The 14,249-nt window shown below is 37.9% G+C and carries 12 protein-coding genes; 2 read left to right on the forward strand and 10 right to left on the reverse strand.

What is annotated here, in order from left to right; genetic code table 11:
* Positions 1-609: 609 nt before the first annotated feature.
* The 7 genes from ACZ5A8_RS08025 to ACZ5A8_RS08055 all read right to left on the reverse strand — a co-directional run bounded on the left by ACZ5A8_RS08025 (position 610) and on the right by ACZ5A8_RS08055 (position 7,369).
* A complete protein-coding gene (locus ACZ5A8_RS08025; RefSeq protein ID WP_464533223.1) occupies positions 610-1,326 on the reverse strand; it encodes a winged helix-turn-helix transcriptional regulator in 717 nt (238 codons plus the stop codon).
* Between the two features lie 400 nt (positions 1,327-1,726).
* Positions 1,727-2,767 (reverse strand): cytochrome c biogenesis protein CcdA, encoded by a 1,041-nt coding sequence (locus ACZ5A8_RS08030; RefSeq protein ID WP_464533225.1) that lies wholly within the window; start codon positions 2,765-2,767, stop codon positions 1,727-1,729.
* A gap of 207 nt (positions 2,768-2,974) precedes the next feature.
* The gene (locus tag ACZ5A8_RS08035; protein ID WP_464533227.1) at positions 2,975-3,790 is read right to left on the reverse strand and encodes a hypothetical protein; all 816 of its coding nucleotides are present in this window, start codon (positions 3,788-3,790) and stop codon (positions 2,975-2,977) included.
* Between the two features lie 383 nt (positions 3,791-4,173).
* Positions 4,174-4,803 (reverse strand): hypothetical protein, encoded by a 630-nt coding sequence (locus ACZ5A8_RS08040; RefSeq protein WP_464533228.1) that lies wholly within the window; start codon positions 4,801-4,803, stop codon positions 4,174-4,176.
* 694 nt (positions 4,804-5,497) lie between these two features.
* Positions 5,498-6,262, reverse strand: a complete 765-nt coding sequence (locus ACZ5A8_RS08045) for a winged helix-turn-helix transcriptional regulator (RefSeq protein WP_464533230.1) — start codon at positions 6,260-6,262, stop codon at positions 5,498-5,500.
* Entirely contained in the window at positions 6,222-6,722 is a 501-nt protein-coding gene (locus tag ACZ5A8_RS08050) for a hypothetical protein (protein WP_464533231.1), read from the reverse strand. Before ACZ5A8_RS08050 ends, ACZ5A8_RS08045 begins: the two co-directional genes overlap by 41 nt.
* 239 nt (positions 6,723-6,961) lie before the next feature.
* Positions 6,962-7,369, reverse strand: coding sequence for a pyridoxamine 5'-phosphate oxidase family protein (locus ACZ5A8_RS08055; RefSeq protein WP_464533233.1), 408 nt, complete (start codon positions 7,367-7,369; stop codon positions 6,962-6,964).
* Between the two features lie 992 nt (positions 7,370-8,361).
* On the opposite strand from ACZ5A8_RS08055, the gene ACZ5A8_RS08060 reads away from it, so the two are divergent.
* Entirely contained in the window at positions 8,362-8,595 is a 234-nt protein-coding gene (locus ACZ5A8_RS08060; protein WP_464533235.1) for a hypothetical protein, read from the forward strand.
* A 30-nt stretch (positions 8,596-8,625) separates the two neighbouring features.
* Here the strand turns inward: ACZ5A8_RS08060 and pdxT are convergent, their stop codons facing one another.
* Together pdxT and pdxS are read right to left on the reverse strand one after the other, a co-directional pair.
* Positions 8,626-9,225, reverse strand: coding sequence for a pyridoxal 5'-phosphate synthase glutaminase subunit PdxT (gene pdxT / locus ACZ5A8_RS08065; protein ID WP_464533237.1), 600 nt, complete (start codon positions 9,223-9,225; stop codon positions 8,626-8,628).
* Positions 9,226-9,512: 287 nt separating this feature from the next.
* The gene (gene pdxS / locus ACZ5A8_RS08070) at positions 9,513-10,409 is read right to left on the reverse strand and encodes a pyridoxal 5'-phosphate synthase lyase subunit PdxS (RefSeq protein ID WP_322224080.1); all 897 of its coding nucleotides are present in this window, start codon (positions 10,407-10,409) and stop codon (positions 9,513-9,515) included.
* Positions 10,410-11,162: 753 nt separating this feature from the next.
* On the opposite strand from pdxS, the gene ACZ5A8_RS08075 reads away from it, so the two are divergent.
* Positions 11,163-12,776, forward strand: coding sequence for an MAST domain-containing protein (locus ACZ5A8_RS08075; RefSeq protein ID WP_464533239.1), 1,614 nt, complete (start codon positions 11,163-11,165; stop codon positions 12,774-12,776).
* 82 nt (positions 12,777-12,858) lie between these two features.
* On the opposite strand, the gene ACZ5A8_RS08080 is transcribed toward ACZ5A8_RS08075, so the two are convergent.
* Positions 12,859-13,890 (reverse strand): phosphatase PAP2 family protein, encoded by a 1,032-nt coding sequence (locus tag ACZ5A8_RS08080; protein WP_464533240.1) that lies wholly within the window; start codon positions 13,888-13,890, stop codon positions 12,859-12,861.
* Positions 13,891-14,249 lie beyond the last annotated feature (359 nt).

Consider the following 14,249-nt stretch of genomic DNA (forward strand, 5'->3'; position numbering starts at 1 on the left):
GGTATGCAGGATTCAGGGGAGGGCTCAAACTTTACTGAATCCTGCAGAACATTCCCACATTTGAAAAACCCATAGTCCTTTAAAAGTTTTATGTGTAAACTCTCAAACAATCAGGCATAAGAGAAGAATACAAATCTGAAATAAATTAACAGAAAAATAGTTTGAGAGCTTACACAGAAGCTATAAATAATGTTACTTACAGCCTGTCGATTTGTGTCTGCGTCTTCGATGTTTGGACATTCCTTTTAGGAAAAAATAGCAATATTTTTTAAGACATTACATTTCTCTATAGTGAGAATTAAGTAAGACTGAATTCTACAAGATTTTCTAGCCTTGCAATATTGCTACTAACTACTTTTTAGTTATAAAGTAAGAAAAACCGGCTCCAATAGAGAAAGTCGTAAAACAAAAGTGTGATCGGTACAAAGGGAATCTCACTTTATTATTGAAGCTGCAATCAATATTTAATTCCTTATTCCAAAATAAGGCAGGTTAGAAGTTCAAGAAATTAGGAATTGAAAAAACAAAAGTATTCTGATACAAAAAGAAATTCTAGTAAACTTTTCTAAAAGCTTTTTAGTACACAATACCGTGAAGTGGATCAGATGCTTACTTGTATCTTTCTATCAAGTGTTTGTACGAAATGTTTATTTTATAGATTATACTTTTTCCTCTTTTTGTTTCCTTTATAAAACCAATTTCCTTAAGATTTTTCATATACCAGCTAACTGTGCCCTTGGAAATTCCAATCTCACGCGCAAGAGCTACGTTTGTATTACACTTACCATTTAATATTTCTGAAATTATCCTTTTATTCGTTATGTTTTGAGAGGTAACAAGAATTTTCTTTTCCTTTTCACTATATGTTGAGTTTTGGAAACACCTTATTCTTCCGCCCTCCTTGTAAACTTCAATTTTATATTGAGTTTCCAGAACTTGTATGTGATACTGGACTGTCCTCCTGTTCAAGCCAGTATTTTTTGCAATGTCACTAAAACAAACTCCAGGGTTGGCTTCAATATAGGTATAAACGCTATCTCGGTTAGGATTATTAAGTACATTTGTTTTCCCTACAATTGTTGTTAAAAGGAAAAATAGCAAACAGACGATAAGCTTCTTTTGAAGCTTAATGCTGGTAAAGACTAAATGTCTAGTTTTCGGTTTCACTGACCGATTCTCCTCAAACCTTTTTCTATCCAGGGACTGACATGTATTCTTTTTCGGCAGAAACAGGAGAATCTTCCTTATCAGAGCTTTCCAAGTATTCACCTCGGTTGAAACTTCAGGAATGTCTATCAGTCCTATGAATATGAATAATACAAACATCTTCCGGGTTTTTGTTATGTTAGTCAGTAATTTAAAAAGTCAAAGAATATAAGCTTTCCGACCAGAACCCCTAACAATCAGTACCTTCTATCTTAATCTGTATTATTGATTTTTATGAGAGTTATTCATTGGTCATCGGTTAAGGAATTTTCTTGCCCGAAAGCTATCGATTTTGCACCAGAAGCCTGCCTTAAGTTTTGGCCTATTTACATGAAATCGATACCTTTCCCAGCCTATAATAGGATTAAAGATTTGACAACTGTTATGAAAGTGGAGGCAATTTATCATGATTCTTCACTTAACCGAAGACGCATGAATAGATTATATATAAATTACACAAGTTTCATATGTTAATCAATTATTTAGATTTAACTTCGATGTTTTGTCTTCATTAGTTAATTCAGGCCATAATCCATAAACCCAGTAAAATAAGTGCAAATCCGCTAATTTTTTTCAGGTACACTTTATATGAACGTATCTGTTTAGACAGAGTATAGCCCCCTATCAAACCAACTCCAATAAAAGGAGTTAATACTCCGCCACTGAAAGCAAACAATAGAGCCAGATCATTAACAGTCCCGTTTGTAATAGTCTTGTTGAGAAGTACAAGGAGCATCGGAGCAGTGCAGGGAACTTTTACAAAAGAAAACAATATCCCAAGAAAGAAAACTCCACCCAGAGTGCCTGCATATTTCTTGGCAGAACTCTGAAAATAATTATCCAGAACTACAGGAGATTTCAAGAACCCCAGAAGGTTTAACCCAATGAGAATTACAACGATGCCTGTAACAAAAGAAAAGCTTTCCAAATCTGGAATTGACTTTCGGAATGAGAGCAAACACAGGCCCAATATTAAGTAAGAACCTACCAGCCCTAATCCAAATACCGTTGCACGTACCATACCGCTTTTTGCGCTATTGCTGGTTCCCGCGGTAAAGCTTAAAAGAAATCCAAGTATGGCCATCAGGCAGGGTGAAAAACCCGCAAAAAGTCCGAGAGAATAGGCAAATGGCAAATTCAGGTTTGTGTTTATATACTCGTTGTCCGGTTCTTTTTTCGTTGCTTCTTCTGTGGTATATTCAGCAATATTTTCCTCTTCAACAAGATATTCATCAATTAAAGTTTTTAGCTTTTCTTCAGTAATTTCTTCTTTGGGAATCTTTGTTTCATTGTTTATCACAATAGCCGGGACTTCAAGAAAACCATATTTATTCCATTGATTAAAACCATCAGCAGTACTGGTTTCAATTTTTGATATAACAATAGTATTATTATATTGAGCTTCTATTCGATCGACAATTGGATCGGTTATTTTGCAGTCATAGCAGCCTTTTTGATGAAAATACTGAATTGTGATCTGATCTGCGCAGGCTACCGGAATAAAAATAAGAGATAAACAAATAATAACCAGTACAGTTATTGCATGAGAACTGCTTTTCATAGAAATCCCTAACAAGTAAATTGAACTTAAATTCAGTTTATGAACTCATCCCAAAAGCAGATTTCTTTTTAAAAAATAAAGGTTTTAGAACTATTTTTCATGATGAGAAACTCAATTGATCATTCAAAATTCGAAATTTTGAGGACCAATTTTGAGTTTTGTGAGGAGCTCTGTTCCAAACTCTGATTATTAAGACATTGATTCACCTTACTGGAAATTAGTCAGTTCACTTACTGTATACGAATTTAGTGGAGTTTCTCGATAAAATTTCTCGAATCCAATTTCCTTATACGTGTCAGAATAATCGGTCTTTATAATTTTGTTTGCGTTGTGTTCCGACTTGACTAAAAACCCGCCTTTTGAATCCACCCAATCCTCACCAGATGTGTTTCCAGTTGTGATTGTATAAATAGTTTTGTTATAGCTCGTTGTTGTCATATTTAATGTGAAATTCATGTCACTTCTGATACCTACGCAATTAAAGTTCCCTGCGTCGACAGAAATTGTTTTTAGACCTATGCATTTATATTCAGTCATAGAAACCAAATCATATTCAATAACTCCTTCCGTGGAGGTAACATTACCAACTTTATCAAAAGTTGTTCTCCAAACATCATCTTTTTTTATTTCTGTTGCAGGATATTTTAGCGTGTTTGGTAACTCTGGTTGTATTTCCGGTATCGTCAAGTTTTTGGAGTTTAATTCTATAAGATTTCCATGAGCTGTCATATTCATATTATAACAATCTTCAGTCTTATTCTCATTTGTCGTAGTAATCGATGTTACTTGCATAGCGATATGGTTTTTCCCAACATCTGAAACTAGCATTTCAATATTTTCAGAAACTGTTTTTTTTGGCTTTTCGATTGAATGCACACTGCTATAATCGAGTTTATCACTCTTATCGAAATTATACGTTAAATTGTAACTGATCTGTGAATTATTTTGGGTGTTAACCGTGCAAGCAATTCCCACTAATGATAACATAATTAGTATTGAAAGTATACAGATTTTTAAATTCATATAAATCAAACCTGATTTTTCATATATTTCGAATGTTTAATGTAATCTATTGCAAAAATTATAAGGATTATAAGTCCAAGTACCGCAAAATACTGGTTTTGTGTAAGAATTGCCTGCGAAACAAGTGCTAGAACAATACACAAACCAGCCGCAAATTGCAGTATAGGTAGATCTTTTTTTGCACGCATTTTAATAGATGAAAACAATGCTGCAAAGCTCAGCAGTATAATAGTTATAGAGTAATTGTCAGGGTTTACAAAAAAATCTACTACGCCAAACAACATTATAAAAAAAGAAATGACGAGGAGAATATTACCCCATCTCTTCGTATTAATCTTTATTCTTCGCATCTTAATCATCTTTGTGTTTTGAGTATACTCTAATTATGAACAACCTAAGTAATTAGCCCACCAACAGCCATCACTATCTCCCGCTGCACAGCCACATTTAAAGCAGGGACACGCAGCCAAGGTTTGTGTAGCTCCTAAACAGCCAATACAAAGAGTTCCCAAAGTAAGTGCCCCAGCTGGACTTACACAAACTGTGGTACAACCAATGCCACCAGCTACTAGTACCGCAAGACATTCTGCACACGCCCAATATCCTCTCGCTACAACTGTCTCACCTGTCTGCTTATTGCAGGCAAAACTAATTCCTTTAGTATCTTGATCATCTGATTCAAATTGGAATGTGACAATCTGAACATCGATCACAGACTTGTCTTCTAATGTTACTGGTATGGTATATGTTTTAACGTCTTTTTGTTCAAATCCTTCATTTTCTAAATCTTTCTGGTATTTTATAACTTCATCATTTTCCAGAGCCATGTTGAGAAGTTTATCCTTTTCCTCACCTGTTAGTTCTATAGGTTCCCCAACATTCCCAGCACTTGGATTATTTCCGCAATCTGTCCCAGCCGGACATGCCATCGCAGGCGTAACCAGTATCATACCTACAACGAGCATTATCATGAAAAGCCCGCTGATTTTTCTAACTTTACTATTTAATTTCACTCTGTTTCACCTCTTCACTTTTGTTTAAGAGGCAAGAAACAAACTTTAAAATAGTTATAAATTAAAATATTTCTTGCCTTCGGGTATGCAGGATTCAGGGGAGGGCTCAAACTCTACTGAATCCTGCAGAACATTCCCACATTCAAAAAACTCATAATCCTTTAAAAGTTTTATGTGTAAACTCTCAAACAATCAGGCATAAGAGAAGAATACAAATCTGAAATAAATTAACAGAAAAATAGTTTGAGAGCTTACACAGAAGCTATAAATAATGTTACTTACAGCCTGTCGATTTGTGTCTGCGTCTTCGATGCTTGGACATTCCTTTTAGGAAAAAATAGCAATATTTTTTAAGACATTACATTTCTCTATAGTGAGAATTAAGTAAGACTGAATTCTACAAGATTTTCTAGCCTTGCAATATTGCTACTAACTACTTTTTTAGTTATAAAATAGGAAAAATTAACTTCAAAGGTAAAGTCATAAAACACTGATCAGTTAAAGGGAATTTCATTCTATTACTGAAATCATAACAAGATTCAATTTCCTATTCCAAAAAGAAGGTAGTTTTGGGGTTTAAAAGATGATGAATTGAAAAACAAAAGTATTCTGACATAAAAAAAAGATGGCAGTAAATTGCGGTTAACTTTTCTAGATCCTTTTTGTATGTAACATATGCAGAACAGTTAAATATTTACTTGTATCTTTCTATCAGGTTTTTGTACGAAATGTTTATTTTATAGATTATACTTCTTCCTCTTTTTGTTTCCTTTATAAGGCCTATTTCCTTAAGGTTTTTCATATACCAGCTAATCGTACCCCTTGAGACTCCAATTTCACGCGCAAGCTCCACGTTTGTATTGCATTTACCATTTAATATTTCTGAGATTATCTTCTGGTTCGTTACGTTTTGAGAAATCACAAAGATTTTCTTTTCTCTTTCACCATAAATGGAGTTATTCTGGAAATACCATGTTTTTCCACTATTCTTATAAATATCAATTTTATTTTGAGTTTCCAGAATTTGTATGTGATACTTAACCGTTCCCCTGTTTAAGCCAGTATTTTTCGCAATATCGCTAAAACACACTCCAGGATTAGCTTTAATATAGGCATAAATGCTATCCCGAGCAGGATTGTCAAGTACGTTTACTCTATCTACAATTCGGAACCCGAGTATTGCAAAAATAAGCTTTGCAGGATTCAGCAGTATATCTATTATCGATAAGACGTGCATCAGGGCCAGCCACAGGAGGAACTGCCAGTAAACTGTAAAGTCCTTAAGTTCTATTACTTCTTCTCCATTAATTGAAGCTCCAGATTGATCGCTCGGAAAAGGACTTACAGTATATTCGGTAGCCTCGGCTGTTGTTGCTAGAATAAAAAATAGTAAACAGATGATAAGCTTTTTTTCAAGCTTAGTGCTGGTAAAGATTAAATGTGTAGTCCTCGGTTCCACTAACCGATTCCCCATAAACCTTGAACTCCCAGCTTCCCTGTTCTACATACCCCTGGGAAGGGTCGATACTGAAATGTATCCTGCCATTTACGCTTCCATCAGAATTATCACGGTAGGGTCCCAAGTTACTTCCCGATGGGGTAGAGATCCTAAGCGTAAGAGAATCACTCGTATCTCCCCAGTTCAAGTCCACTTCAAGATAATTTATTCCTGAACCTACACTTACATAGTGAGTTTTAGTCTGTCCTTGAGTTATGTACTGGGTTGACAGCACAGAGAAAATGGGGTTTTCTGCATCAGATGAATTTTCTACCCAAGGGCTAATAATATAATCTTTTCCGGCAGAAGTAAAAGTATCTTCTGTGTCAGAATTTACCGTGTATTCCTCTTTGGCTGAAACCGCAGGAACAAAAATCAGTCCCATAATAATACATATTATTAATATTTTCCATCTTTTCATATTACTACCCAAAAAAGGTTAAAAGCCCGACTATATATAACTACTGTGCAAATTCTCAAACAATCAGCATTCCTGTTATTATTAAATATTGTTACGAAATTAGAACAATTGACTGAAAAAAAGTCGCCGGATAACTCTTATCCAGCATATTTTATGAAAAAAGAGATGCTGTGAGGATGTATTTTCGTCCTCAACGTCAGAATAAAATCGTAACTTTTATAAGCTATTCAGATAAGCATTCAGAGAAGCTGTTTTCCGGCTCCCTCACCGGATCTGCACTCATAAACTTCTGTAATTTTCATAACGGCAAGGGCTTTTGCAGGGAACCTGTCCCCCATGCTTTTCACAGCCTTATACATTTTTTCGTAGTCTTCCCCATCGGTCTTGATTTCAAAATCTCCTTTTATCTGGTAGCAGCCTTTGATCTCGGGACCCCAGACATAAATTGCTCCCCTCGGGTTTTCTTCAAGGTTGTGGCGAGTCTTATGGAAGAAATTATCCGCAATCCAGATTGTCTCTCGATCTTCCTGAAGCTTACAGAAGCCAATTGGTATGACATTCGGATCTCCATTCTTGGAGGCAGTTGCAAAGGGAAAAATCTTCATTTTTGCGAAATCTTCTACCATTTCGTTGCTCAATTTGACCATTTACTTCACTCCTTCATTAGATCTGTTTTATTAGAATAAATCCTCATACGTAACCTATCTAATATTAGTAAGTTAGAAAGCTGAGGATATTTTAGATTATAAACAACTAAAGAGCGACAAATATATAAAAATTGGTTATTGGGAGATTGGAGCAAAGAAGAACTCTATTTTAAAATTAGTAAAAATTAAAGCCAATTGAAGCACCTGTAAGCAAAAATCCATCTTAAAAGGTCTAAAGTCACTGAACTTACTGCCTCTCAGCTAGCTTCTTTAAATTTATGCTCGCACAAGCATTTAATTTTAAGAAATATCAGTGATTTCAGACCTTTTATAATGGTAGTACTAGCTTCTGTGGGTTTACTGTACTGGTCTGTTACGATTTTGGGTGTGTTTGTGGTAGAGTTAAGTGGTCTTACTTCCTAACTCGAACTATAATGTACAATCGTTATATATTAAATTATTTACATAAAATTTTCAATTAAATTGAATGTTATATTTTAGTAAAAAGTTTCAAGGTGAAGAAAAAAATGAACCAGCTAAAATAATACAAAAAACGCACATGAAATTTTCCAAATAGCAGGCACAAAAAATGAAAGTACTTGAAGGCACTTTCATGCCAAAGAAGATATTCATTGTCTATAATTTAGCACCATGTTTAACCGAGGCTTCAGTCATACCTTATTCCTCCTGTCCTCAGTCTGTATCTTCCAGTTTTTCCTCAATGTAAAATACATTTACTCCTTTTAAAAGATACCCTGTGATTAGATTATGAGGAAGATAGTTACTAATTAATAATTATCAATAGCTTTTTATACATTTACCCCTATGATAATGCCCGACAGGTCGATTGTTCCATTTCAGACACAGAAAAATTCCCTCCTTAATTAACTTGTTGTCACAAAAACCCCTACTAAAACTCCCATTTATCGACCTGTCATTTCCTCCGTTTTTAGGTAAGAAATGGATTTTAGATGTCGGTTTAACGTATTTTTTTGAGAGATACTTACTTATTAACATTTCAAGAATGGTATCCAACAAATTTACTCCATTTCATAATATATGCAACACTTGAATTAATATTACTTTCAATAGCTAGTATTGTAATTGTATTCCTTAATATAGTTTCAATCCAAGTAGTTAAAAAGTGGAGAAAATTCGTAGAAAAAGTAAAGGGATTCATAAACATAAAGAAACAGACGAATGAAAAAATTAGGGTCAGTTATTGAAAAAACCCATGACCCTGACCCCTGTAACTCTCAGCAGTTAAGTATCTTATCCAGAAAATACTGGTGAATGCGCAAATCTTCAGTTAGTTCCGGATGAAAAGCAAGAGCCAGCACATTCCCCTGCTCTGCAGCAATAATCATACCTTCAAGCTCTGAAAGCACCTTCACACCCGGCCCACAGCTCACAATTCCCGGAGCCCGGATAAATATGCCTGTAAACGGAGAATCAAGGATAGACACTTCAAGTTCCGCCTCAAAAGAATCCCTCTGTCTCCCAAAGGCGTTTCTGTTGACCCTGGTGTCCATGATTCCGAGCAGTTCCTGCCCTGTTTTTTCTACCTGCTGGTCTCCTTCCTTTGCAAGCACGATCAGCCCTGCACAGGTCCCTAAGATAGGAACTCCTCTTGCAGCCGCCTCCTTAATCTCCTCTGCAATCCCCTCACGGGCGAGTAGCCTGCAAAGCGTTGTACTTTCCCCGCCAGGAATCACAATCCCGCTGCACTTCGGGACAATTCCTTTATGCTTTATCTCAACTACCTCTGCATCTACCCCTCTCTCTGCAAGGGCTTTCCTTAAAGCATCAACATGCTCAGAAACCGCTCCCTGAATAGCGATTACACCTATTTTCATTAAAAACACCATTTTCCAGAAATTAATCATTCATTTGTTGAATCAAAAAATGTAAAAATTAAATTGATTCTACTCTTACAAACCTATAAGAATAAATCTGTTTTTAAAAAATTGAATTTTAGCTTCTTTAAAGAAGCTCATTGCTATAACCCTTAAATTAGTCCTCTTGAGCGAAGCGAAAAGGATTGCGGGCTGTTGCACTTGCAGTGCAACTCCCAGGAAATTTCTGATTTCCTGTGATCCCGAATCGCAATTCGGGTGACGCAACTCGGATTACTTAGTGGATTTTACCATCCGCGTTCCTGCAGGGCTTCCTCGATGGGGATCATGTCTGCACAGATACCTTTCATACCTGCACCCACGCCTTTTGAGATCTCGGCAAGCTTTGCAGGGTTATCATAATTGTTTACGGCTTCAACGATTGCTTTTGCCATCTTCTCAGGGTTTTCAGCTTTGAAAATGCCTGAACCCACAAAGACCCCATCTGCTCCAAGGCGCATCATAAGAGCCGCATCGGCAGGGGTTGCAACTCCGCCGGCTGCAAAGTTTACCACGGGCAGGCGCTGCATTTTAGAGGTTTCAACTACAAGTTCGATCGGGGCTTCGATATCCCTTGCAACCATTATAAGTTCTTCTTTGGTCTTGCCGGCAAGAGCACGAATTTCTCCCTGGATCTGCTTCATATGCTTTACTGCCTGGCTAACGTCGCCTGTTCCGGCTTCTCCTTTAGTCCGGATCATGGCTGCACCTTCATTGATCCTGCGGAGAGCTTCTCCGAGGTTTCTGGCTCCACAGACAAAAGGCACTGTAAACTGGGTCTTGTCTATGTGATAGAAAGGATCTGCAGGAGTAAGGACTTCGGATTCGTCAACCATGTCAACGCCAAGCGCCTCTAGGATTTCGGCTTCGACAAAGTGTCCGATCCTTGCTTTTGCCATAACAGGAATGGTGACCGTATCAATGATCTGCTGGACAATTTCAGGGTCTGCCATCCGGGCAACTCCACCCTCTTTTCTAATATCTGCAGGGACAGCCTGAAGGGCCATAACAGCAACTGCTCCGGCTTCTTCTGCGATCCTGGCCTGTTCTGGAGTTGTAACGTCCATGATCACACCCCCTTTCTGCATCCGTGCAAAGCCCCTCTTGATAAGTTCGGTCCCATGTCTCAATTTTTCAAAGTCCATGAATGTCATCCTCTTTGTTTTGATCAAATCTGTAGTATATTGCCGTGGGAAATCTTTTCCACAGGTGAAACGGCCATAAGGTCCTTTCCACCAGTTACAACCAACAGGTTGCGATTTTCAGTTTGCTGTTTCTCCAGTGAATTGTGAATACGCTCAATAGTTAAAAGCATTATTTAAGCTATTCCTTAATTATAGAGCACAGATTAAATTAACTTAAAATGATTTAAAATTTGTTATCTTTTATACTGAGCATCAACATTGGTATTAACTGTCCTGTTTATCTGGCCTTTTTAACATCAGCTGTACTTTGAAGCCTTAAGTAGCCAATTTACAGTATTTTCTTAAAATATATTTATAAATAAATTTCCCAGTTTGATCTGGCTATCTCGAAATCATATGATTTAATCTTCCTAAGTGATTATATAATTTAGTTCAATATATTACATGTATTATTATATAATACAGCACATAATTCTTGAGATAAAGTACAGGAAATGAGATTAAATCCGAATCTTCAACGCTCAGTTCTCCAATATAAAGTTTTTGTAAATTACCCGAGAGACAGGATGCAAAGATCTCTTTTAGAAGGTGTATGCTTCTCTCAATAACTCCTTTTCCTCAGATAAGTATACAAAAAGCTGTATGAAAAAAATAATTATAAGGCATGCAGAACCATTCAATATAGAGCATTTTTTCCGGGATGGTTCTGGATTTCAGAGATTTACTGTTTATTTACTTCGGGGGAGTCAGAAGATGGGGATTAGACGTATGAAGGTATTATTGATATGTGCTTTTTTGTTTACTGTACTTACCGCGTTGCCAACACATGCACAGATGGAACAGGGCGGGTCAGGTGCGGGGATAGGTTCTGGAATGATGCAGGGTTACGGTTTTGCGCAATATGACAGCAGATTTAATGGTTTTGGTTCGATGTCCTTTAAAGAAGTATCAGATAATTTCGGAGTCCCGGTTGAGGATGCCCTCTCTGACCTCGAACTTCCGGAAGATATGAACACGCAGCTCACAGTTCTGGAGATTGAAGAGCTGTATGGTGTCTCAGGACAGGAACTTGCCAGTTACATGGCAATGAACATGCAGAAGGGGAATATGTCCCTGAATTCGAGGGAAAAACTCTTGATGCGTCAGCAGGCCATTCAGGTAATGCGAGCCGGTAGAGGCAGGGGAATGTTTTTCATGCGGCAGGGGAGCTTTGCCTGCGGAAACTTTACTACCTTCAACTTCAACGAAAGCGGGAAAATAGAAAATTTCGCTGTAGGAGGAAACCTTCTCTTTGACTCTGTTGAGGTTTCGGATTTTGAGTACCTTGACGAACAGATTACGGAAACAACAGTGTTTTACCAGGATATTGACAGCCAGATCCTTATTCAGGATTCCCCGATGGGAATTCTCCAGGTCAGGGCTTTTGCAAATAAAACCGTCACTTTTAACCTAGCAGATGGGGTAAAAGCAAGCCTGGAAAAGGATATTTCCAGTGAGCTTGAGAGTCTAGCTCCCATAAAAGTTATCGCAAACAATTTTGAGGGATATCTGGTGTTTTTCAGGAATCCCTGTGCCGAGAACCCCGACGGATCTATCAACGGGACTGATGCAGAGGTTAAGGGTGACGAGATCACAGTCAATCTTATAGAAGATAGTGTGGTAATGTTCAGGGCAAGTCCCATGCAGCCTTCATTGATGCAAACCGGATACAGATACAGTCATGATTATGCTTACATGAATCAGGTGCTTAACAGGGAAATAGCAACCGGAAATTTCGGAGCTGAGATAGCTTTCTGTGCAGGTTCGGACCAGGTTTCCGTTACAAATTATGCTCCTGTTAACCTGAAGGTAAGGGACAGGGACCGAGACCGTATTGTGCTCTGTGTTGAATCAGAGATTCCGGATGGAAGAGTCATTAACATAAATGTGGATAACGAAACCATCAATCTCACCAATCCCGAACTCCTGAGGATCAGATATGACGGTTCAATAATTGAAGAAGCTGACAATATTGATGAACTCTTTGAAAGCGGAAACAAATCGCTTTGCTACAGGCTGGAGGAAGACGGGACAGTTTCACTCGCGGTGTATATCCCACAGTTCTCGGGACATGAAATCGTAATAGACCTTGTATCCGAAGGAGAGAAGAGTGCAGCAGATGTATTCGAAACTGATGAACCGGCTCTGGATAAAAATGAATTAGATGGAGCCGATGAAGAAATAAACGAAAATGAAGAAAGAGTTTTAGAAACTGGAGAGCCTAAAACTAAGAACGAAGAAAGTGATACAGAATCGTCTCCAGCTTTTGAATTATGGTTTGCAATCACGGGCATGGCAGTAGCGTATGGGCTGAAGCATAGGGAATAAAACTCAGAACCATATTGCCTTGTTAAATGGTAGAAATCTTCAAAAAATTGAAGATTTTACCCAATTTATCCAGGATTCTTGTTTATTTCGCGTATTCTTTTACCCCATCTCTTCCGTACAGGTTAAGTTTCATACAGATACTTACAGAAATCCATATAGTAAATGCAGGAATGAAGCTCTTTAAGAACTCTATAAATGTAACTCCAAGGTAACTGGCAGTGTTGGTTGTGTCAAATCCTGTATCAAGAACCAGGGCAGATACCCCAAACAACATGAGAGCAATAAATACCCTGGTAGCTCGCTGCCACGTATCTCCGGTATCTTCCGGAAGCCCTTTATGCATTATGAGAAGATATGCTGCGTTCGTGCCAAGGAAATATCCTGCTACTTCGCCACTTATAAGGTACAGGGCTGTAAGAAGGAAAGGGATCAGGAACATGATTGAGTAAAAAAATAGATTCTTCTGCCTGAAAACAGGTTCAAAATTCTCTTTTTTGAAAAAATCATCTTTTAACGGGCTTTTAAGGAAGCGCGTAAAAATAATAAGAATAATTAAACCCAGGGCAGCTCCTCCCAGCACGTCTCCCAAAAAATGCCTCCCCAGGTATATCCTTGAAAAAGCTATGAGCAAAACTACTGCAGGAGCCAGCCTGCTGATCGTTCTGCTGTTGAAGATGCTGGAGGTCCCTCCCCAGAGCGCAGTGGTAAGTGCAACATGCCCTGAAGGGAGCCCGAAGGGAGAATCGGGAAATACATTTTGAAGGCGGAAAGCGTCAAGGATCTCCCTGTCAGGAGGTTTGAAAAAGCCTGCTTCCCCATTTCCATTAAAAGGAGTGGTGTTTTTTATTCCATCTTCCAGGTTAATTACCCTGCGATCTACAAAATCCGGCCTTGGGAAGGCAATCATTACCTTAAAAACTTCGGTAATCAGGGCAGTCCAGAGCAACAGCTGGAAAAGAAGAAAACCTTTCTTAAAATCAATCCCGAAAGCAGTGATAATTATTATGCCGGCAAAAAAGGCGGGAGACCCCATTGAGGTTATCAAAACCATGAGGAAAGTAAACCATTCGGTTCCAAGGGACTGTAGGTAAAGTATAGGTTCGGTCTGGAACAAAGGACATAACTCCTGATAAATACGCGTAATATGAATTGTAGAAGCTTACAGCACCCGGAAACTGCCCACGTACTCAGAAAAAAAATCTTCACTGTACTCAAAAGCTCCTCGACCGTAAAAGCCTCTGTTGATTTTATATTGAATTATTTAAATGTTGCTTTCTAAATAGATGGAAACCGGAAGCTCAAACTTAAAGCTACAGACTGAAAACTTTCCTTCAGAGTATCTTTCTTCACATTCCCTGCAGATTATCCGAAAGCGCCTGCCTGACTGTTCATGCAGTACGTTTCCATCACATGAACAGCTGCTCTGTTTTGTCAGATTCTTAAAACTTGAAAAGCTATTTATTATTGTGACAG

This window comes from Methanosarcina subterranea (genome assembly GCF_055385895.1).